The 21202-nt window shown below is 60.0% G+C and carries 20 protein-coding genes (1 of these 20 cut by a window edge); 9 read left to right on the top strand and 11 right to left on the bottom strand.

Translation table 11 applies throughout. The annotated features are described in order from the left end of the window. Positions 1–4 precede the first annotated feature (4 nt). The 6 genes from thiC to O3W47_RS14635 all read left to right on the top strand — a co-directional run bounded on the left by thiC (position 5) and on the right by O3W47_RS14635 (position 5270). Positions 5–1828 carry a phosphomethylpyrimidine synthase ThiC gene (gene thiC, locus O3W47_RS14660; protein WP_269314029.1) on the top strand — a complete coding sequence of 608 codons (1824 nt, stop codon included), beginning with the start codon at positions 5–7 and terminating at the stop codon, positions 1826–1828. A gap of 1 nt (position 1829) precedes the next feature. Beyond that, positions 1830–2834 (top strand): glycine oxidase ThiO, encoded by a 1005-nt coding sequence (gene thiO, locus O3W47_RS14655; protein WP_269314028.1) that lies wholly within the window; start codon positions 1830–1832, stop codon positions 2832–2834. Beyond that, the gene (gene thiS, locus O3W47_RS14650; protein WP_137452686.1) at positions 2803–3000 is read left to right on the top strand and encodes a sulfur carrier protein ThiS; all 198 of its coding nucleotides are present in this window, start codon (positions 2803–2805) and stop codon (positions 2998–3000) included. The genes thiO and thiS overlap by 32 nt, the downstream gene beginning before the upstream one ends. Positions 3001–3004: 4 nt before the next feature. Then, positions 3005–3778, top strand: a complete 774-nt coding sequence (locus tag O3W47_RS14645; RefSeq protein WP_269314027.1) for a thiazole synthase — start codon at positions 3005–3007, stop codon at positions 3776–3778. 88 nt (positions 3779–3866) lie between these two features. After that, on the top strand, positions 3867–4871 hold the full coding sequence (locus tag O3W47_RS14640; RefSeq protein ID WP_269314026.1) for a P1 family peptidase: 1005 nt from the start codon (positions 3867–3869) through the stop codon (positions 4869–4871). Positions 4872–4874: 3 nt separating this feature from the next. Continuing rightward, the gene (locus O3W47_RS14635) at positions 4875–5270 is read left to right on the top strand and encodes a winged helix-turn-helix domain-containing protein (RefSeq protein ID WP_269314025.1); all 396 of its coding nucleotides are present in this window, start codon (positions 4875–4877) and stop codon (positions 5268–5270) included. Here the strand turns inward: O3W47_RS14635 and modC are convergent. The 4 genes from modC to O3W47_RS14615 all read right to left on the bottom strand — a co-directional run bounded on the left by modC (position 5239) and on the right by O3W47_RS14615 (position 9417). After that, positions 5239–6315, bottom strand: a complete 1077-nt coding sequence (modC, locus tag O3W47_RS14630; RefSeq protein WP_269314024.1) for a molybdenum ABC transporter ATP-binding protein — start codon at positions 6313–6315, stop codon at positions 5239–5241. The two genes, O3W47_RS14635 and modC, sit on opposite strands and share 32 nt — an antisense overlap. Continuing rightward, positions 6312–7019 (bottom strand): molybdate ABC transporter permease subunit, encoded by a 708-nt coding sequence (gene modB / locus O3W47_RS14625; RefSeq protein WP_269314023.1) that lies wholly within the window; start codon positions 7017–7019, stop codon positions 6312–6314. The genes modC and modB overlap by 4 nt, the downstream gene beginning before the upstream one ends. A gap of 53 nt (positions 7020–7072) precedes the next feature. Next, positions 7073–7864 carry a molybdate ABC transporter substrate-binding protein gene (gene modA, locus O3W47_RS14620; protein ID WP_127756602.1) on the bottom strand — a complete coding sequence of 264 codons (792 nt, stop codon included), beginning with the start codon at positions 7862–7864 and terminating at the stop codon, positions 7073–7075. Positions 7865–8133: 269 nt separating this feature from the next. Further along, positions 8134–9417 carry an NAD(P)/FAD-dependent oxidoreductase gene (locus O3W47_RS14615; RefSeq protein ID WP_269314022.1) on the bottom strand — a complete coding sequence of 428 codons (1284 nt, stop codon included), beginning with the start codon at positions 9415–9417 and terminating at the stop codon, positions 8134–8136. 130 nt (positions 9418–9547) lie between these two features. On the opposite strand from O3W47_RS14615, the gene O3W47_RS14610 reads away from it, so the two are divergent. Further along, entirely contained in the window at positions 9548–10474 is a 927-nt protein-coding gene (locus O3W47_RS14610; protein ID WP_269314021.1) for a LysR family transcriptional regulator, read from the top strand. 103 nt (positions 10475–10577) lie between these two features. Further along, positions 10578–10814: an Lrp/AsnC ligand binding domain-containing protein gene (locus O3W47_RS14605; RefSeq protein WP_003521320.1), complete on the top strand. Its 237-nt coding sequence runs from the start codon at positions 10578–10580 to the stop codon at positions 10812–10814. A 384-nt stretch (positions 10815–11198) separates the two neighbouring features. On the opposite strand, the gene O3W47_RS14600 is transcribed toward O3W47_RS14605, so the two are convergent. The 3 genes from O3W47_RS14600 to epmA form a co-directional block, all read right to left on the bottom strand. Beyond that, positions 11199–11390, bottom strand: a complete 192-nt coding sequence (locus O3W47_RS14600) for a hypothetical protein (protein WP_003492264.1) — start codon at positions 11388–11390, stop codon at positions 11199–11201. Between the two features lie 378 nt (positions 11391–11768). After that, positions 11769–12833 (bottom strand): lysine-2,3-aminomutase-like protein, encoded by a 1065-nt coding sequence (locus O3W47_RS14595; protein WP_137452693.1) that lies wholly within the window; start codon positions 12831–12833, stop codon positions 11769–11771. Further along, complete coding sequence (gene epmA, locus O3W47_RS14590; RefSeq protein WP_137452694.1) at positions 12830–13894, bottom strand: EF-P lysine aminoacylase EpmA; 1065 nt, start codon at positions 13892–13894, stop codon at positions 12830–12832. The genes O3W47_RS14595 and epmA overlap by 4 nt, the downstream gene beginning before the upstream one ends. Positions 13895–14145: 251 nt before the next feature. Here epmA and efp point away from each other — a divergent pair, with 251 nt between their 5' ends. Further along, complete coding sequence (gene efp / locus O3W47_RS14585) at positions 14146–14715, top strand: elongation factor P (protein WP_003504809.1); 570 nt, start codon at positions 14146–14148, stop codon at positions 14713–14715. Between the two features lie 112 nt (positions 14716–14827). On the opposite strand, the gene O3W47_RS14580 is transcribed toward efp, so the two are convergent. From O3W47_RS14580 to O3W47_RS14565, 4 genes are all read right to left on the bottom strand, one after another. After that, positions 14828–16273, bottom strand: coding sequence for an efflux transporter outer membrane subunit (locus O3W47_RS14580; RefSeq protein WP_080815782.1), 1446 nt, complete (start codon positions 16271–16273; stop codon positions 14828–14830). Positions 16274–16422: 149 nt separating this feature from the next. Continuing rightward, positions 16423–19512 carry an efflux RND transporter permease subunit gene (locus tag O3W47_RS14575; RefSeq protein ID WP_080815784.1) on the bottom strand — a complete coding sequence of 1030 codons (3090 nt, stop codon included), beginning with the start codon at positions 19510–19512 and terminating at the stop codon, positions 16423–16425. 53 nt (positions 19513–19565) lie between these two features. Then, positions 19566–20768 carry an efflux RND transporter periplasmic adaptor subunit gene (locus tag O3W47_RS14570; protein WP_269314020.1) on the bottom strand — a complete coding sequence of 401 codons (1203 nt, stop codon included), beginning with the start codon at positions 20766–20768 and terminating at the stop codon, positions 19566–19568. A gap of 198 nt (positions 20769–20966) precedes the next feature. Then, a protein-coding gene (locus tag O3W47_RS14565; RefSeq protein WP_269314019.1) for a TetR/AcrR family transcriptional regulator crosses the window boundary here: on the bottom strand, positions 20967–21202 show its end. The gene runs 424 nt beyond the window's last position; 236 of the gene's 660 nt are visible here — the last part of the coding sequence; its start codon lies beyond the right edge, outside the window; the stop codon is at positions 20967–20969.

The raw sequence follows: 21202 nt of genomic DNA, 5'->3' as shown, positions 1-21202 counted from the left end.
CAAGATGAATATCGCTGCCAAGAATATCCCGCTTGTCGTCACCACCGGGCCGCATGCCGCCTCTACCAAAATCCACAAAGCCGGCATTTTACATCCCCATATCCGCGTGCCGATGCGCGAGATCGCCGTTCATCCGACGGCGGGTGAACCGCCGGTGACGGTTTACGATTCCTCCGGTCCCTACACCGATCCTTCGCATCCCGTTCTGATTGAAAAGGGCCTGCCGCGTCCGCGTCATGACTGGATCGTGGCCCGCGGCGACGTCGAGGCCTATGACGGCCGACACGTCAAGCCGGAGGATAACGGCTTTGCCACCGGGGAACGCCTGACGCCAGAATTTTCGGTGCGCCACCAGCCGCTCAGAGCCACGGCCGGTAAAGCCGTGACCCAGCTTGCCTATGCGCGGGCAGGTATCATCACGCCGGAAATGGAATTCATCGCCATCCGTGAAAATCTCGGGCGCGAGGCGACCAGGGAAAAGCTGGCGCGTGACGGCGAAAGTTTCGGTGCGCATATCCCCGACTACGTCACGGCGGAATTCGTGCGTCAGGAAGTGGCGGCCGGCCGTGCCATCATTCCCGCCAATATCAATCATTCGGAACTCGAGCCGATGATCATCGGCCGCAATTTTCTCGTCAAGATCAATGCCAATATCGGCAATTCCGCCGTCACCTCCTCCATGGCGGAGGAGGTGGAAAAGATGGTCTGGGCGATCCGCTGGGGTGCGGATACCGTCATGGACCTGTCTACCGGTCGCAACATCCACAATATCCGCGAATGGATCATCCGCAATTCGCCGGTGCCGATCGGCACGGTGCCGCTTTATCAGGCGCTTGAGAAGGTCAACGGCATTGCCGAAGACCTCAACTGGGAAGTGTTCCGCGATACGCTGATCGAACAGGCGGAGCAGGGTGTGGATTATTTCACCATCCATGCCGGCGTGCGGCTGCATTACATCCCGCTCACCGTCAACCGCGTCACCGGCATCGTCTCGCGCGGCGGCTCGATCATGGCCAAGTGGTGTCTGCATCACCACAAGGAAAGCTTCCTCTATGAGCATTTCGACGAGATTTGCGACATCTGCCGCGCTTACGACGTCTCCTTCTCGCTGGGCGATGGCTTGCGTCCCGGCTCGATTGCCGACGCCAATGACGCCGCACAATTCGCGGAGCTGGAGACGCTCGGTGAGTTGACGCAGATCGCCTGGGCGAAGGACTGCCAGGTGATGATCGAAGGCCCCGGCCATGTGCCGATGCACAAGATCAAGGAAAACATGGACAAGCAGTTGAAGACCTGCGGTGAGGCGCCCTTCTATACGCTCGGGCCGCTCACCACCGATATTGCGCCGGGTTACGACCACATCACCTCCGGTATCGGTGCGGCGATGATCGGCTGGTTCGGCACCGCGATGCTCTGCTACGTCACGCCGAAGGAACATCTCGGCCTGCCGGACCGCAACGACGTGAAGGTCGGCGTCATCACCTACAAGATCGCTGCCCACGCTGCCGATCTTGCCAAGAGCCATCCGGCGGCACAGGTGCGGGACGATGCGCTGTCGCGCGCGCGGTTCGAGTTCCGCTGGGAGGATCAGTTCAACCTGTCGCTGGACCCGGATACGGCGCGCTCCTTCCATGACGAGACCTTGCCGAAGGAAGCGCACAAGGTCGCGCATTTCTGCTCCATGTGCGGGCCGAAATTCTGCTCGATGCGAATTTCCCATGATATCCGCGCCGAGGCGCAGAAGGAGGGGCTGGAGGCCATGGCCGCACGCTTCAAGGAAGGCGGTGAGCTTTACATGCCGCTCGCGACCACTGCGGATGCCGAATAGCATGCGCGTTCTGGTCAAGGGAACGGGGGTCGCTGGTTTGACGGCGGCCTTCGAACTGGCGCGGACCGGCGTTACCGTTGAGGTTTGCGAGCGCAGTGCCGAACCTTCTCGCGGCGCATCCTGGTATGCGGGTGGCATGCTGGCGCCCTGGTGCGAGCGTGAAAGCGCTGAAGAGCCGGTTGTGACGCTTGGTCGGGCGGCGCTCGACTGGTGGGATGAAGCGACACCCGGCCTTGTCGTCCGTAACGGCACGCTGGTTGTCGCGCCAGCACGCGATAAGGCGGAGCTTTCGCGTTTCGCATCGCGGACCGCTGGCTATCGTTGGGTGGATGAGGGCGAAATCGCCGCGCTGGAGCCAGATCTTGCCGGGCGGTTCCGATCCGGGCTTTACTTTCCGGGCGAGGGGCATCTCGATCCGCGTCTTGCACTGAAATCACTGCATGAGCGGCTTTGCACCATGGGGGTGCAGTTCCATATGGGTATCCCGTTGGATGAAGAGCTGTTCGACCGCGTGGTGGATTGTACTGGTTCTGCGGCAATCGGCGGGATTTCCGATCTTCGCGGTGTGCGGGGAGAGATGCTCTATCTCGCCACGCGGGAGGTTTCCCTGTCTCGCCCCGTCCGGCTGTTGCATCCGCGTATTCCGCTTTACATCGTGCCGCGCGAGCCCGGCCGTTTCATGGTGGGCGCGACGATGATCGAGACGGAAGATGCGGGCGCCATTTCCGCCCGCTCGATGATGGAGTTCCTGAATGCCGCCTATGCCGTGCATCCGGCTTTCGCGGAAGCGGAAATCATCGAGACAGGCACCGGCGTGCGCCCCGCCTATCCCGACAATCTGCCGAAGGTCACGCAGGATGGCCGGACAATTTTCATCAACGGCGCGTACCGGCACGGCTTTCTGCTGTCGCCGGCGATGGCGCGGCAGGCGGCTGAAATCGTCTGCCAAACTCTCTCTCAAAAGGAACGGGATCATGAAATTTCTGGTGAATGGCGACGAGCTTGATCTCGTCGCCGAGACGCTGGCCGGCCTGCTCGCCAGCCTCGAATACGAGGGTGAGTGGCTGGCAACGGCGGTGAATGGCGATCTGGTGCATTCGGAAGAGCGCGCCGATTATAAGCTGAAGGCTTTCGACCGTATCGAAATCCTCTCACCGATGCAGGGAGGCTGAAACCATGCTGACGCTTTATGGCCGCGAGGTCTCGTCCCGTCTCCTGCTCGGCACGGCGCGCTATCCGTCCCCCGCCGTGCTTGCCGATGCCGTGCGGGCGAGCAACACGGATATTCTGACGATTTCACTGCGCCGGGAAACAGCGGGTGGCAAGAAGGGCGGTCAGTTTTTCGAACTTATCCGCGAGCTGGATCGCCAGATTCTGCCCAATACCGCCGGTTGCCATACGGTCAAGGAAGCGGTGCTGACGGCAAGGATGGCCCGCGAGGTTTTTAACACCGACTGGATCAAGCTGGAGGTCATCGGTCATCACGACACGTTGCAGCCTGATGTCTTCGCACTTGTCGAGGCGGCGAAAATCCTCTGCGACGATGGTTTCGAGGTCTTTCCCTATACGACTGACGATCTGGTCGTGGCCGAGAAGCTGCTGGAGGCAGGCTGCAGGGTGCTGATGCCCTGGTGCGCGCCAATCGGCAGCGCCATGGGGCCGCTCAATCTGACGGCGCTGAAATCCATGCGGGCGCGTTTCCCGGATGTGCCGCTGATTGTCGATGCCGGTATCGGCCGCCCGTCGCATGCGGTCACGGTGATGGAGCTCGGTTACGATGCCGTTCTGCTCAACACGGCGGTGGCGGGCGCGGGAGACCCGGTCGGCATGGCGGAGGCTTTCGCCCGGGCGATAGAAGCCGGCCATCAGGCATATCTCTGCGGGCCGCTGGAGCCGAGGGATATGGCCGTTCCCTCGACGCCGGTGATTGGAACGGCTGTTTTTTCCTGATCACGGCCTGTCGTCGACATCAGGCGCGTCACGTTTTGCGTTGACAGTGCCTGATGGTGGCGGGATACCGGGAGAAAAGGGAAACGGCATGGCGGCACTCACCAATCTTCTGACGGATATCGGCGGCGTTTCGGTCGGCAATATCACCGATCTTGCCCTTGGCTCCGGTGTTACGGCGATTGTTTTCGAAAAACCCGCCATCGCTTCCGGTTCTGTTTTGGGTGGTGCGCCGGGCGGGCGCGATACCGGCCTGCTCGACCCCGCGATGACGGTGGAAACGGTGGATGCCTTCGTGCTGTCGGGCGGTTCTGCCTTCGGGCTGGATGCGGCGGGCGGCGTTCAGGCCGGGCTGCGCGAAATCGGACGCGGCCTGCAGGTGGGGTCCACCCGCGTTCCCATCGTGCCGCAGGCGATCCTGATGGATCTGCTGAATGGCGGCGACAAGGATTGGGGCCTGCATTCGCCCTATCGCGAGATGGGATATGCGGCCTTCAAGGCGGCGCGTGCGGAGCCTTTCGAACTTGGAACGGCCGGTGCGGGAACGGGGGCGACGACCGCGACCTCCAAGGGCGGGCTCGGTTCGGCAAGCGCCGTCAGTTCCAGCGGTTATAAGGTGGCGGCCATCGTTGCCGTCAATGCGCTCGGCTCGGCAACTGTTGGAACGAGCCGCCATTTCTGGTCCGCGCCGTTTGAAGTGCAGGGTGAATACGGCGATTGCGGTTTTCCCGTTCGTTTCGAGCCCGATCATACCGCGTTGCGCCTCAAGGGGGTCAATCTCACGGCAACGACCATCGGTGCGGTGGTGACGGATGCAGCGCTGACCAAGGCGCAGGCGCATCGCCTTTCCATCATGGCGCATGACGGGCTGGCGCGCGCCGTTCTGCCCGCCCATCTGCCAAGCGACGGCGACACCATGTTCGCGGCCTCGACCGGTGAAAAGCCGCTTGAGGGCGGTGTTCATTTCGCCGAGCTCTGCCATCTGGCGACCATGGTGATGGCGCGCGCGGTCGCACGTGGCGTCTATGAGGCGACGGCGTTACCGGTGCATGGAGCGCAAAAGGCCTATCGCGATCTTCATGGACGGAGCCTTTGAAGGATGAGTGAGGCCCCTTCTCCACTGAAGCCTGTTCTTCGTATCGACTTTCCACCCGGGGAACGTCTCGGTCATGGCAAGATCGAATTGATGGAGTTGATTGTCGAGACCGGCTCCATCTCCGCCGCCGGGCGGGCGATGGACATGTCCTATCGCCGCGCATGGCTGCTGGTGGATGCACTGAACCATATGTTCAGGCAACCGGTCATTGAATCGCAGCGCGGCGGCAAACAGGGCGGCGGTGCTGCGCTGACCGCTTTTGGCACTGAGGTGCTGGAGCGTTATCGCGGCATGGAAAAACGGATGAACGAGGCCTTGCGCGCGGATATCGACTGGCTGGAGGCCAACCGCAATCCCGATGCGGCCCTCAATAAGGATCGAGAGCCGCCGACTTTATGATCGCGTGCACCGGTTTTCCGGACTCCAGCTGCAGCCTCTCGCGTGACAGATCGGTGATGCGCGACTGGATGATGTCGCCGCCGCAATCCACATGAACCGTGACCATGCCGTCTTCGCTGGCAGAAACAGTCGCGATATGGCCCTCAAGAATGTTGAGCGCGCTTAAGCCTTCGGGCTTTACGGTTGCCAGCATCACATCGCGCGCCGGTATGAGCACCCGCGCCGGGCTGCCAGCCACTCCCTTCTTTGCCGGAACATGCAGCAGCATGGTCTTTAGCCTTACGGCGGCAAGGCCATGTCGCTCATCAAAGCTTTCAATGTGCCCGGAAAGAATGCTGCCCGCTTCGCGTCGTTCGAGATGCGTGCTGAAGTCCGGTCTGGAAAGCACGTCGGCCGCTTTTCCCTGCGCTTCCACCTTGCCGTCCTTCATCACCACGATACGGTCGGCGAGGCGGGCGACCTCCTGAATAGAATGGCTGACATAGACGATCGGGATTTTTGTCTCGTCGCGCAGCCGTTCGAGATAGGGAATGATCTCGGCTTTTCGCTCCTCGTCGAGCGAGGCGAGCGGCTCGTCCATCAGCAGCAGCCTGGGTGATGAGAGGAGCGCGCGGCCAATCGCGACACGCTGTTTTTCGCCGCCGGAAAGCTTGTCCGGCCGGCGCTGCAGGAGATGGCCGATGCCGAGCATGTCGACGATGCGGTCTTCATTCACGCTCCCGGTTTTGTTCACGGCGAACCAGCGGCCGTAATGCAGGTTCTGCGCCACGCTGAGATGCGGGAAAAGCCGCGCTTCCTGAAAAACATAACCGAAGCGGCGTTTATGAGCCGGCAGGAACAGCCGTGTTCCGCTATCGGCCAGCACTTCTCCATCGAGCAAAACCTGTCCCTCATCCGGCCGCAACAGGCCCGCTATGATTCGGATCATCGAGGTTTTGCCGGAGCCGGAGCGTCCGAACAGCGCGGTGACGCCGCCTTCGGAGGTGAATGACGCATCGAGTTCGAAAGAACCCAGGCGATGGCGGGTGGCGACCGAAAGCGTCATTCCATGCTTACCCGTTTGCCGACGATGCGGGCCAGAAACTCCGAGACGAGCAAAGCGAGCATGGAAATCACGACGGAGACAATGGTTAGCCGCAAGGCGCCGGCATCGCCGCCCGGAACCTGGGTGAAGGTATAGATGGCGGCGGACAAAGTCTGGGTCTCGCCAGGAATATTGGACACGAAGGTGATGGTCGCGCCGAATTCGCCCATGGCCTTGGCGAAAGCCAGGATCATGCCGGCGATGATGCCAGGCAGGGTCAAGGGCAGGGTGACGGTGAGGAACACCCAGACCGGGCTTGCGCCCAAGGTTCCCGCGGCCTCTTCCAGCTTGCGGTCCACCGCTTCTATGGAGAGACGGATGGAACGCACCATCAGGGGAAAGGCCATGACGGCGCAGGCGAGCGCCGCCCCGGTCCAGCGGAAGGAAAAGACGATGCCGAACCAGCTATCGAGAAAGTGCCCGATCGCGCCCCTGCGGCCGAACAGGACGAGCAGCAGAAAGCCGGTGACGACGGGCGGCAGGATGAGCGGCAGGTGGACGATGCCGTTGAGGAGAGACTTGCCCCAGAAGCGGCCGCGCGCCAGCGCCACGGCGACCAGAATGCCGAAAGGCAGGCTGGCAAGCATGGCGATGGACGACACCCACAGGCTGAGCCTGATCGCCGTCCATTCTTCAGGGCTGAGTGTCCACCAATGCAATGCCATATCCTGCAATCGTCATCTCTCGCGGCCCATAGGTTGGGGCCACGAAAGGCAGTTTATTTCAAAACGGTAAAGCCTTGCTTTTCGAAGAAGGGCGTTGCCTTGGCCGATTTCAGGAAATCCAGATAGGCTTTTGCTGCCGGAGACTTGGCTTCCGAAAGAATGGCCACCGGGTAGATGATCGGCGGATGGCTGTCTTCCGGGAAGGTGCCGACGATCTTCACACCCGGATCGGCGGCGGCGTCGGTCTGGTAGACGATGCCATAGGGTGCTTCGCCGCGCGAGACGAGCAGCAGGGCCGCACGCACGCTCTCCGCGCCGGCGACCTTCTGTTCGACGGAGGACCAGACCCCGAGCTTTTCCAGAGCGGCCTTGCCGTATTTGCCCGCCGGCACGGAATCGACCGCACCCATGGCCAGACGGCCATCGCCCACCAGAGCGGCAAGATCGAAGCCCTGCTTGATCTCGACCGGCTTTGCCTTGTCTGCGGGAGCGACGAGAACGATGCGGTTGCCGAGAAGATTGGAGCGGCTGTCAGCTTTGATCAGCTTTTTTTCGGCGACATAGTCCATCCATGCAAGGTCGGCCGAAACGAAGATATCCGCCGGTGCGCCCTGCTCGATCTGCTTGGCCAGCGCCGAGCTTGCTGCATAAGAAACGGTTGCTTCGTTACCGCTTTCCTTCGCCCATTCGGCGTTGAGGGCATCGAGCGCGTTTTTCATGCTCGCGGCGGCAAACACCGTGACTTTTTCGGCTGCATGGGCCGGAACGGCTGCGAATGAGGCCGCCATCCAGAAGGATGTGGCTGCGGCAATGGTTTTGAAGAAGCTGCGACGCAAAAGTCTCATGGTCTGTTACCCCCGGTTCGAGATATTCTGGTGAATATATCGATAGGCCTATAGGGCAATCATTATATTTTCAAGGATATATCGATGGGATGGGGAAAAGAGGTTGCCGGGGTGTCTGTGTAGAGGGGTTGTTAAGCTCGAAAGGCTCTCCTCGTCATGCTGGAGCTTGTCCCGCGCATCTGCAACGTTTCCATTTTATTGAACGTGATTAGATCCTTGGGACAAGCCCAAGGATGATGTCGTTCCCTAGAAGCGGCTCTGTGTCCGGATCAAAAACGCTCGCCGGCGAAATGGGCGATCTGTGCGCCTGCCTCATAATAGGCTTCCTTCACCGCCCGGAAAGCTTGCGCTTTCGGCTCCGTCAAAGGCAGCGGCAATTCGGCTTCAGCAATCTGACCGAGAATATGCTGCGCAATGACCTTGCCAAAGGCCGTGCCCGGCGCGATGCCGCGGCCGTTATAGCCTGCAAAGCCGACGACATTTTCAGCGAATTTGTGAAAGCGGGGCACGGCATTGTCCGTCATGCCGATTTGGCCGTACCATTCACATTCGAATTCCGTATCCCTGAGCTGCGGGAAAAGCCGCTTCAGCGAGCGCTTCGCCCAGGCACGATGAATGGCGGCTCCGGTGCCGCGCAGGGCGCCGACGCTACCGAAGATCAGCCGGCCGGCTTTGTCCATGCGGAAGGATGAGAGAATCTCCTTCGTATCCCAGCAGCCCTCACGACCGGGCAGGATGCTCTTTTGCAGGTTATCGCCGAGTGGTCTCGTCGCGAAATTGAAATAGGGCAGGTAGACCTGTTCATCGCGAACGATCTGCCATGGGCCGGTGCTATAGGCTTCGGTGGCTACAACGATCCAGTTGGCGGTTACAGACCCTTGCGGCGTCTTCACCACCCATTTTCCGTCGCTGCGTTCGGTCGCTATCACGGGGCTTTCGGTGTGCAGGCGCACGCCCGCTTTCTGGGCGGCTGCGGCAAGGCCTCGAACATAGGCAAGCGGCTGTATCGTGCCGGCGCGTGTGTCCAGAAGCGCACCGGAATAGCCCGTGCTGCCGGTACGTCTCGCTGTCTCTTCGGCATCGAGGATACGGACGGGTGCGCCTCTCTCCGCCCATTGTTCGCAGCGCTCACGGATTTCGGCGAGCCCTTTTTCTCCGACGGCGCAATGGAGCGTGCCGTTTTTTTCGATCTCGCAGGGAATTGCGTGTTTTTCCACCAGTTCACGCACGAGAAGCGGGGCATTGCCCAGAAGATCGAGCAGGCGTTCGCCGTAAACCTCGCCCAGCACGCCGGGCAGCTCTTTCGGCATGACCCACATGCCGCCATTGATGAGGCCGACATTGCGGCCTGCGCCGCCGAAGCCGATTTCCCTTGCTTCGAGAAGAACGACATCCACACCGCGTTCGGCAAGATGAAGGGCGGCGGACTGGCCGGTGAAGCCACCTCCGACGACGACGACATCAGCAGTCGCTGCGCCCTGCAAGGCGGGCGTTACGGGCGGTTGCGGCGCGGTCTTTTCCCAGAGGCCGTGCGAGCGGGGGTCATCATACATCGTTCCACCATGTTCCGGGCCAGTTCATTTGTTCTTCGTATGAGTGACAAGCCCTTGTTTATAAGACTTTACAAGCGGTCTTGCCTGTTGAATATCGACATATCGTCAAGAGTTCATTCCGTGAGGGAATATGGTCCTGCCGCCACGTCGTTTTCTGCCGTCGCTTTCGCTGCTGGCGGCTTTCGAAGCTGCTTCCCGGACGGGCAGCGTCACCGCTGCGGCGCGGGAACTGGGGCTGACGCAGGGTGCGGTCAGCCGTCAAATCCTGGCGCTCGAAGAGCAGCTTGGCGTGGCGCTGTTCCTGCGCGAGCGGCAGACGATCCGGCTGACAAGGGCGGGGGAGGGCTATGCGCGGGAAATCCGCGAGGCGTTGCGGCGCATATCGACGGCCTCGCTCAATCTGCGCGCCAATCCGGATGGCGGCACGCTCAACCTCGGGGTTCTGCCGAGCTTCGGCACGCGCTGGCTTGTGCCGCGCCTTCCCGATTTCATCGCCAGACACCCCGGCGTTTCGGTCAATCTTCTGACGCGGTCATCGCTGTTCGATTTCCGCACCGACACAGTCGATGCGGCCATCCATTTCGGATTGCCGCATTGGCCGGGTACCGAGCTGGTTTTCCTGATGCATGAAAAGGTCATTCCGATATGCAGCCCCGCCTTCAAGGCGCGACACGGGCTTTCAAGGCCGGACGATCTGCTGCATGTCCCGTTGCTGCACATGACGACACGGCCGGATGCCTGGGAACAATGGTTTCGCAGCCATGACGTTGGTTTCGACAATGTGCATGGCATGCTTTTCGATCAGTTTACGACGATTGCCGAGGCGGCGAGCGCCGGGGTTGGGGCGTCGCTCATTCCTTCTTTCATGATCGAGGAGGAGTTGCGAAGTGGTCGTCTGGTAGCGGCCGTTGCGGGGGAAGTGGAGAACGAGGAAGCCTATTACCTCGCCTGCATGCCGGATCGCGCCGGTTACGCGCCGCTCGAAAGTTTTCGGCGGTGGATCGTTTCCGAGGCCGCAACTGGCGCGAACGGCAGTACCGCGGAGTTTTCGGCGTAAACCGGTAAGCGGCCTTGCAAGACGGACGCTGCTCAGCCAATAGTGCGCCATGACGCGTGGCGCGAGCAGCCATGCACCGAAAGTTCAAATACGGGAGATGTCCGTGAAGCCCATTTTCGTTCAGCTTCAATGTGAGCCCGGCAAGACCTATGATGTCGCCGACGCCATCTATAAAACGGAACTGGTTTCCGAGCTTTATTCCACCAGCGGTGAATATGATCTGCTGCTGAAAATCTATCTGCCGCAGGAAGAAGACATCGGCAAATTCATCAACCAGAACATCGTCAATATTCCGGGAATCGTGCGTTCTCTGACGACGCTGACCTTTACTGCATTCTGACCCGCAATTCGAACCTTCGATACAAGCTCGGCCCTCATCCCTGTGCTTGTGACAGGAATCCAGTCGACGCGCGTCTGCGCGGAGGGAGAGGCTTCTCAGCCCAAGGACTTGATCTGGCTAGATTTCTGTGACGAGCACAGGAATGAGGGAAGAGTTGGGTGCGTCAGGAAGATCGCGTACGTGGCGTTCGGCTCTAGTCCTGATTTTCAGGCGCTTTTTCGCTTAGTGCATCAGAGCTTTTGATACACCCTGAATGGCTGGTGCCAGGCGGGTAGATGGCTTGTCAACCGAGAAAAAAGCGCGCCATCGGGCCGCTGTTCGGGGTCCGATATTTGGCGCGCTCTGATTTTGACGGTTCTGTGAGCGGGCGAAAGTTTTCCCGCATCAGGCGACCGCGGCCAGATTCCGGTTGCGCACGAGATCGCGGATCGCAATCCGCACGTCGTCGGCGCTGTCGAACTTCTGTTCGTCCAGGTCGTGAACGTGGAACTTCACCGCGATGAACTTCAACCGGTCATTATCCGGGATGACGATGCCGACGGGTTCGCCAGCGAATTCAATAACTTGCTTCTGCATAGATATACTCCCGCTGTGGCTACTTCACACAGCATGTTGTCGAACTGATTTTCAGTAAATTGAGACCGTTAAGTCACATTCGACAGCAGCGGGAACACGTGGATTTAAATCCAGCGTTCCAGGACTCAAAACCAAGGATTGCGTTGATGTTGATATGTTTTGACATGACACACTCCCTGTATTGGTGTTGGCCCGGAATCAGGAGACTCGTTCTCCAGTTCCATACTGATAATCCAGACCAGCACTAAAATCAATGCTGATTGTTATAGGTAGAATATTTTTCTTTATGATGACAGGAGAGGGGCGGAAATGTGAAATTTTTGTTTTCGTCGGCTGCCGCCGCGAAAAGCCCGCTGTAGCAGGCTTTTTATGTATTTTTTAATCGTCGCCGGTGGCTGGCGGCGGATAAACATGATCGTTTCCGTTGAAGTCGGAAACGGAATAACAGCCATCGCGGGTTTTTTCGGCCGCATTTCTGCCAATTGCCGCTTTGCCGTGGCCGCCGGGAATGTCGAGAACATAGGTCGGCTGGCAAAGGCCGGAGACATGCCCCCGCAAAGCGGAAACGATTCGCTGCCCCTCTTCTATCGTCAGCCGGAAATGGCTGGTGCCGGGCGCAAGATCGGGATGATGCAGGTAATAAGGCTTGATACGGGTCTCGACAAAGGCGCGCATCAACTCGGCAAGAACCGCCGGGTCGTCATTGACGCCTTTCAAAAGGACCGTCTGGCTGACCATGGCGATGCCGGCATCGATCAGGCGCGCCGAAGCCTGCCTTGCGGCTTCGCTGAGTTCACGGGAATGATTCGCGTGCAGGGCCACATAGGTGGTTTTGCCGCTGGCCTTCAGCGCATCGATCAGCGCCGCGTCGATACGGTCGGGATCGACAACCGGCACGCGGGTGTGGAAGCGGACGATCTTCACATGCGGTATGTCTTTCAGGCGCGTCATCAGGTCGGACAAGCGCCGTGGGGAAAGCACCAGCGGATCGCCACCGGTCAGGATGACCTCCCAGATGGCGGGATTGGCCTTTATATAGCCGAATGCGGCGTCAAGTTCCGCCGGGCTCATCATGCCGTTGCCTTGCGGTCCGACCATCTCCCGGCGGAAACAGAAGCGGCAATAAACGGGGCAGACATGCACTGCCTTTAAAAGCGCCCGGTCGGGATAACGGTGGACGATGCCATGGACGGGGCTGTGCGCGTCGTCGCCAATCGGATCGTCCCGTTCTTCAGGAAGATGAACGAGTTCGGCCGGGTCAGGAACGAATTGTCGGGCGATGGGATCCCGCGGGTCGCGGCTGTCGATCAGCCCGGCAATCGATGGCGTGATGGCGAGGGCGTAACGTTGCATCACAGTGCGCAGCGTCTCGAGCGCTTCGGCTTCGATAAGCCCCGCTTCGAGAAGTGCTTCGGCTGTCTTGATGGTCTCAAGCCCTGTCATCGTCCATATTCCGCGACTGGGGCCCACATGACGAGATCGATACGGGGCGCGCCGGTTGCCAGCATCACCAGCCGGTCGAAACCAAGCGCTATGCCGCTTGCCGGCGGCATGATTGCCAGCGCGGCCAGAAAATCCTCGTCCAGCGGATAGGTTTCGCCGTAAACCCGCTGCTTCTCGGCCATTTCCATTTCGAAACGCCGCCTCTGCTCGGCGGCGTCGGTCAATTCGCCGAAGGCATTGGCGAGTTCAACGCCGCAGGCATATAGCTCGAAACGCTCCGCCACGCGCGCATCCTTGGGTGACTTGCGGGCAAGGGCCGCCTCACAGGTCGGATATTCATCGAGAATGGTCGCCCTGCCGAAACCCAGTTCCGGCTCCACCCGCTCCACGATGACGCGGCTGAACATATCCGCCCAGGTATCGTCATCGGCCACGCGGATGCCGGCATCGGTGAGGTTCGCCGCAAGATGGCGAGCGTCGGTTTCGCCGTTTCGGCTGATGGTGGCTAGCAGGTCGACGCTCGCATATCGCTCGAAGGCTTCGGCGACACTGACCCGTTCCGGCTCGAGGAAGGGATCAACGCTGCGGCCGCGATAGGTGAAATTCTTCGTCTTTGCGGTTTCGGCTGCCAGTGCCAGAAGATTGGCGCTGTCCTTCATCAGGCTCTCATAGGTTTCGCCGACCCGGTACCATTCCAGCATGGTGAATTCCGGATGGTGCAGGGGGCCTCGTTCCCGGTTTCGGTAAACATGGGCAAAACAGGTGATGCGTTTTTCGCCGGCGGCGAGCAGCTTCTTGCAGGCGAATTCAGGCGAGGTGTGCAGATAAAGCGGCACGGCGTCGCCGGCCGGCGTCAGGCCCTGTGTGGCGAAAGCATGCAGATGCGCTTCGTTGCCGGGGGAAATCTGCAATGCAGCAGTGTCGACCTCAAGAAAATCGGCGCTGGCGAAATAGCCGCGAAAAGCCGACTGGATCGCATTGCGCCCAATGAGAAATGCGCGGCGGTCGGCGTGGACGTCCGGCGTCCACCATGGCGACATTGTCTCGTTGCTTGCGCGCATTCTCTGTTCTTTTCCGTCTTCTCTGCGGCGCTCAATTGCGGATAAACGGCCCGCAAAACGCCTTATCGCGTCATTTAAAGCTATTCCGGGCGGAAAACCGCTAGGCACTCTTCCGCGAATTGCTGTAGAAGGCTGGCAATTCGTGCGGATTTAAGGTAGTTGCGCCCCAGAAAAAAGACAAAACGTCTGCCGGGGCCGGTGCTGCCGCGCAGTCCTTTACGACGCATTTCATCGAGTTACAAGGAAGTCATATGGTCAAGGTTATCGCCTCATCCGTCCGCAAGGGCAATGTTCTCGACGTGGACGGCAAGCTTTACGTCGTTCTTACCGCGCAGAACTTTCACCCCGGCAAGGGCACGCCGGTCACGCAGGTGGACATGCGCCGCATCGTTGACGGCGTGAAGGTCTCCGAGCGCTGGCGCACCACCGAGCAGGTCGAGCGCGCTTTCGTTGAAGACCTGAACTTCCAGTTCCTTTATGAAGATGGCGAAGGCTTCCACTTCATGAACCCGGAGAACTACGATCAGGTTGTGGTCGATGCCGAAACGATGGGCGATCAGAAGGCCTATCTGCAGGAAGGCATGACCTGCATTCTTTCCATTCATGAAGGCAATCCGCTGGCCGTCGAACTGCCGCGCCACGTCACGCTGGAAATCACGGAAACCGAGCCGGTCGTTAAGGGCCAGACGGCGTCTTCTTCCTACAAGCCGGCCATTCTTTCCAACGGCATCCGCACCATGGTGCCGCCGCATATCGATGCTGGTATCCGCGTGGTCATCGCGACGGAAGACAATTCCTACGTCGAGCGCGCCAAGAACTGAGCCTGACGGCCGGTTAGACAGAAGCACCGGGAGACCGGTGCTTTTTTTGTGTCACGAATAATAAAAAAGCCCGCGTCGAGACGCGGGCTTTTTCTTTGCCTTGCGGCGTATCTTACATGGCCTTTGCCGCGGTCCGGGTTGGGCCGGGCGCCTTCTTCGGAGCCGTGGTCTGGCCAACGGCGTAACCGCCACCGAGCGCTACGTTCAGCGAGACGTAGTCCTGCGCGGTCTGCTGAACAGCCTGTGCAAGGCTTGCCTGTGCGGTGGAAACCTGGCGCTGCGCATCGAGAACGTCGAGCAGCGAGGAGGCGCCGTCGCGGTAGCTGGCCGTCGAAAGCTGCAACGCTTCCTGATAGGACGCCACGGTCTTGCGCAATGCATCGGCCGTGCGCTGATCGCGGGTGACAGCGGCCAAAGCGTTTTCGACTTCTTCCACAGCGGTCAGCACCGTCTGCTTCCAGACGAGATATTCCTCACGCGCCTGGGAGTTGGCCAGATCGATATTGGCGCGGATGCTGCCGCCATCGAGAATCGGCAGAACGAGGCTCGGACCGAAGGACCAGCTATTGGCCGTTCCCCTGCCGCCACCGCTCAGGAAATTGTAGCTTGGCGTGATCGAGCCGCCGAGCTCGATGCTTGGATAGAGCTGCGCTTCCGCGACACCGATTGAGGCAACTGCGGCGGCGAGATTGCGTTCGGCGACACGAATGTCCGGACGGTTGCGGATGAGATCGGCCGGGATGCCGGTGCGCGGAATGCTGCGGGCAACCGGCTGGCGTGCGCCCTTCTGCAATTCGGAAATCAGAGATGAGGCCGGCAGGCCGAGAAGCGTGGCGATGCGATGCGCCGCCTTGCGGAAGTTGGTTTCGAGGCCGGGAATGTCGGACAGCGTCGAGTTGACCAGACCTTCGGACTGGACGACATCGAGGCGGGAGGCCGCGCCTGCTTCAAGCTGCAGCTTGGTCAGGTCCAGCGTTTCGCGGCGGGAGCTGAGGTTCTGACGGGCAATCGCCAGGCGCTCCTGATAATAGCGCACGTCGATATAGGCTGCGGCGACCGAGGAAATCAGCGTCAGGCGCTGAACATCGACGGTGGAGTAAGCGGCATCGAGCGATGCATTGGCGCTTTCCGTGGCGCGGCGATAGCGGCCGAAGAGATCGAGCAGCCAGGAGACGCTGAGACTGCCCGACGACACGTTGGTGACGGGAACATCACGGTAGCTGCCCTTGGTCTGGCTGGTCGTGTGGCTGCCGTTTGCCGTCAGGCTCGGCAGACCGCCCGCGCCGGCCGAGATAACCTGGGCTTCCGCCTGATTGATGCGCTCGATCGCCTGCATCACGGTCAGGTTCTGGCTCAGGCCAGTGGAAACGTAACCATTGAGGCGGCTATCGTTAAAGGCTGTCCACCACGCAACGCTGCTGATGTCGCCATTACTGGTTTTTCCGGCTTCCGCAAACTTTCCCGGCAATTGAATTTCCGGCGTCTTGTGGTCGGGCCCGACAACACAGCCTGAGAGCAGCAGCATTGTCAGGGGAAGAGTAGCGCGAATAGACAGCATGTAATTTTCCCAATTCTCTGGTTGGCTTACCGAGCGCGGCTTGCTGACAAATGGGCTGCGCGGTCGATATGCCGTAGAAACGTGCATTTGCCAAATCGGCAACATTTCTAGCAGCGTATTAACGGTTGGCACAGCCCATTTTTGTTTTGTTAACGCCTTGAAAGGCGACGAATGATGACGAAAAAGGACGGAACGAAGAAAATTCCGAGCAGTGTTGCAGAAAGCATACCACCCAGCACCCCGATACCGATTGCATTTTGCGCGGCTGAACCCGCTCCGGTTGCGATGGCGAGAGGCACGACACCCAGGATGAAGGCCAGCGACGTCATGATGATCGGACGCAGGCGCAGCTTTGCCGCTTCCAGCGTCGCTTCCATCAGGCTCAGTCCATGCTCCTGCCTTTCCTTGGCGAATTCGACGATCAGGATCGCGTTTTTCGCCGCAAGGCCGATGGTCGTCAGCAGGCCCACCTTGAAGTAGACGTCGTTCGACTGGCCGAAGAAATGCGCCGCGGTCAATGCGCCGAGGACGCCCACCGGCACGGCCATGATGACCGAGAATGGGATCGACCAGCTTTCATAAAGAGCGGCAAGGCAAAGGAACACGATCAGAACCGACAGCGCATAGAGCATCGGCGCCTGTGAACCCGAAAGCCGCTCCTGATAGGAGATGCCCTGCCATGCCACGGTGTAACCGCCCGGCAGGCTCGCCGTCAGCCGTTCCATCTCGTCCATGGCGTCACCGGATGCAACGCCTGCACCAGCGGTACCTTCGAGCGAGATCGCGCCCGTGCCGTTGAAGCGGGCGAGAGACGGCGGAGCATTGATCCATTTCACTTCGCTGAAGGAAGAGAAAGGCACCATCTCGCCGCTGGTATTGCGGGCATACCAGAACTTCAGGTCGTCCGGCTGCATGCGGTAGGGCGCATCACCCTGAACGTAAACGGGCTTGAGCTCGCCGTTCAGCGTGAAGTCGTTGACATCCCGGCCGGCAAAGATCGTCGACAGCATGAGGTTCACGGAGGAGAGATCGACCCCCATGGCTCCCATCTTTTCCTGATCGAGAATGATCTTCATCTGCGTTTCGTTGTCCTGGCTGTCGCTTCTGAGCGAGCTGACCTTCGGATTGCTGGTCGCCAGCGCGATCAGTTCCTTGGACGTGGCGGTCAGTGCCTCGGTGCCGTTGCGGCCGCTATCCACGAGATACATCGAGAAACCGCTCGATGTGCCCATGCCCTGAATTGCCGGCGGCAGAAGCGGGAACACCTGAGCATCGCGGAACCCGAAGAAGGTGCCCATCGCACGCTGCACGATGGCGCCGGCGTGTTGGTCGGGCGCCGTTCTCTCGGCGAAATCCTTGAGCTTGGTGAAGACGATGGCGTTGTTCTGGCCCGAACCGCTGAAGCTGAAGCCGAGAACGCCGAAAACCGATTCGACATTGGCGGCTTCCTTTTCACGGAAGTAGCTTTCGACCTGCTTCACCACCTCGTTGGTGCGCTCGATGTTCGAACCGGTCGGCGTCTGGATGATCGTCAACAGCACGCCCTGGTCTTCCTGTGGCAGGAACGAGCTGGGCAGCTTGCTGAAGAACCATGCGCAGCCGCCGATCACGATCGCGAAAATAATCATTACGCGGAGAGGCCGTTTCAGCAGGTAGCCGATGGAGGAAACATAACCATCCGTCGTCTTGCCGAAGCCGCGGTTGAACCAGGCGCCCGGTCCGCGCTGCTTCTTGTGATGGTCGATCGGCTTCAGCATCGTGGCGCAGAGCGCCGGCGTCAGAACGATGGCGACCACTGCCGAAAGCAGCATGGCCGAAACGATGGTGACCGAGAACTGGCGGTAGATGATGCCCGTCGATCCACCGAAGAAGGCCATCGGAATGAACACGGCGGTGAGCACGAGCGCGATGCCGATGATCGCACCGGTGATTTCACCCATTGATTTTTCGGTCGCCTCGACCGGCGACAAGCCCTCTTCCGACATGATTCGTTCGACGTTTTCGACGACGACGATGGCGTCATCGACGAGAAGGCCGATGGCCAGAACCATGGCGAACATGGTGAGCGTGTTGATGGAATATCCTGTCAGCGCAAGGATACCGAAGGTGCCGAGCAGTACGACGGGGACCGCGATCATCGGAATGAAGGTGGCTCTGAGGTTTTGCAGGAACACCAGAAGCACGACGAAAACGAGGATGATAGCCTCGATCAGCGTGTGCACCACTTTCTCGATCGACAATTGCACGAAGGGCGTCGTGTCGTAGGGATATTCGATCGAAACACCCTCGGGCAGCGAACCTTCGACAGCGGAAAGCGCCGACTTTACGCGCGCTGCCGTATCGAGCGCGTTGGCACCCGTGGCAAGGTTGACCGCGAAACCGGCCGAAGGACGGCCGTTTGAACGGGAATCGCCGCCATAGGTTTCCTGGCCGATTTCAATGCGGGCTACATCGCTGAGGCGAACGGTAGCACCATCCTTCTCGACTTTCAGGATGACCGATTCGAAATCGGCAACAGTGGTGAGCTGGCTCTGCGCCGTCACCGTTACGTTAAGCTGCTGACCCTTGACGGCGGGCACCGCGCCAAGCGAACCGACCGAAACCTGGGTGTTCTGGCTTTCGATGGCGCTGGTCACGTCGGCCGTGGTCAGCTGGTACTTGTTGAGCTTGAACGGATCCAGCCAGATGCGCATCGCATATTCTGAACCGAAGACGTTGATGCTGCCCACGCCTTCGAGGCGTTTGATCTGGTCTTCGACACGCGAGGAGAACACGTCGCCGAGATCGGCGGAGTTGCGCTTGCCGTCGGTCGAGATCAGCGCGCCAACCATCAGAATACTGGATGTGGATCGGCTGACCTGAAGACCTTGTTGCTGCACGGTGTCAGGCAGTTGTGACTGGACAAGCTGCAGCTTGTTCTGCACCTGAACCTGCGCGATGTCCGGCAGGATGGTATTGCCGAAGGTCAGCGTCACTTCGGCGCTGCCCGTTGAGGACGACGAGGTCATATAGGTGAGGTCGTCAAGGCCGGTCATGCCGTCCTCGATGATGGTCGTCACCGATTTTTCGACTGTCTCGGCGCTCGCGCCGTTATAGGTTGCGCTGACACGCACCGTCGTCGGCGCAATATCGGGATATTGCGAGATGGAGAGCGTCGCGATCGCCAATGCGCCGCCCAGCATGATGACGATGGCGATAACCCATGCAAAAACGGGGCGCCGGATGAAGAAATGGGCCATGGCAGTCCTGCCTTACCTTTTACGAGCTTCGACCGAGGGTTTCGTGCTCATGCTTATTTCGAGGGGGCGGCGGCAGGCTGAGCTTGCTGCGGCAGAACGACGATACCGCGATCATCGATGGTCACTTCAACGGGTGCGACCGTCGCACCGTCGGCGATCCACTGGAAGCCGTCGACGATGAGCTTGTCGCCATCCTTGACGTTTTCCGTCACCAGCCAGGCATTGCCCGACTGCTGGCTGGACGGGAAGGTGCGGGTTTCCACCTTGTTTTCCGCCGTCACGAATTTCGCGGTCAGTTCGCCATTGGCGTTCCGGCTCGCGGCGCGCTGCGGAATGCGGAAGCCTTTTTCCTTGCCGATGGTCAGCGTGGCGCGGACATAGGTGCCGGGAAGCAGAAGATCGTCCGGGTTTCCGAAGAGGGCGCGGATGGAGAAGGTGCCCGTGGTTTCGCTCACGGCCATGTCCGACATGTCGATCTTGCCGTCATGCTTGTATTCCGTGCCGTCTTCCAGCGTCAGGTGAATGCCGGTCTCCTTCGTATCGCCGCCGAGCTGGCCTGACGAGATCGCCTTTTTCAGACGCAGAAGATTGATGCTGGATTCCATCAGGTCGATATAGATCGGATCGATGCGGCGCAGCGTCGTCAAAGCTGTCGTCTGGTTGGCCGTCACCACATTGCCGATGCTGAAGGCGGTTGCGCTGGTGATGCCGTCGAAGGGGGCGCGGACCTTGGTGAGATCGAGGTTGATTTCCGCCGTTTCCAGCGCCGCCTTGGTCTGGGCCACATCGGCTTGCGCCTGCAGCAGCGTCACCTTGGCGTTTTCATATTCGATCTGCGTTGCGCCGCTGTTGACCAGGCGTTCGTAACGGGCAAGGTTCGCCTGGGCGCTCGGAATGCTGGCTTCCGCTTTCGCCACGCTTGCCTTGGCCTGTGCTACCTCCGCCAGATAGGTATTGTCCTCGATCTGGTAGAGAACATCGCCCTGCTTGACCTCACTGCCTTCCTTGAAGGGAATTTCACGGATGATGCCGGTGACGCGCGGGCGGATTTCCGCTGTCTGGAACGCGCTGGCGCGGCCGGGCAGAACGGTGGTCAAGGGATACTCGCTGGTCTTCATCAGGATGATGCTGACCGGAGACGGCGGACGCTCGGCGCTCTGGGCGGCGTTCTGGCTGCTCTCGCCGCCATCGCTGCAACCCGCCAGAAGCGCGGTTACACACAGAGAAGCAAATAGGGGTAAAATACGTCGGCTCATTGTTCTTCCCTGCGTATCGATCGCATTCAACTATAAGCGCAATGTCGCTCGGCGGATGCGCGTCCGGAAGCAGACACGACAGGCGAAGGCCTTGGAAGGACCCGATTCGCTCATTCTGTCCGGACCGCCACGCGCATAGAAGCGCAGGCTTTTGCGCTTCGCAAGCAATTGCGAGAAGGTGACGTAAATTGGGAATCGTCACTTAGCAAGCGGATTGCGCAATCCCGCGTCGATTAAATCGACGAGTTGATCGCAACGTGTTGCTAAATTGCCGATATCTTCCTGGGCAATGAGGACGGGATGAATCACGCTGGTCAGCGCGTGGAGCACGGTTTCGGCGAGGGGCGAAATCTCGGCCGGCGCGTAGATTCGCGCATCGATACCGTCGCGGATAATGTCGGCGAGCAGGTTGGCGATGACCGCTTTATAATAGT

The sequence above is a fragment of the Agrobacterium sp. LMR679 genome (assembly GCF_027157905.1).
Taxonomy (GTDB): Bacteria; Pseudomonadota; Alphaproteobacteria; order Rhizobiales; family Rhizobiaceae; genus Agrobacterium; species Agrobacterium leguminum.
This window is presented reverse-complemented; position numbering and strand designations above follow the sequence as displayed.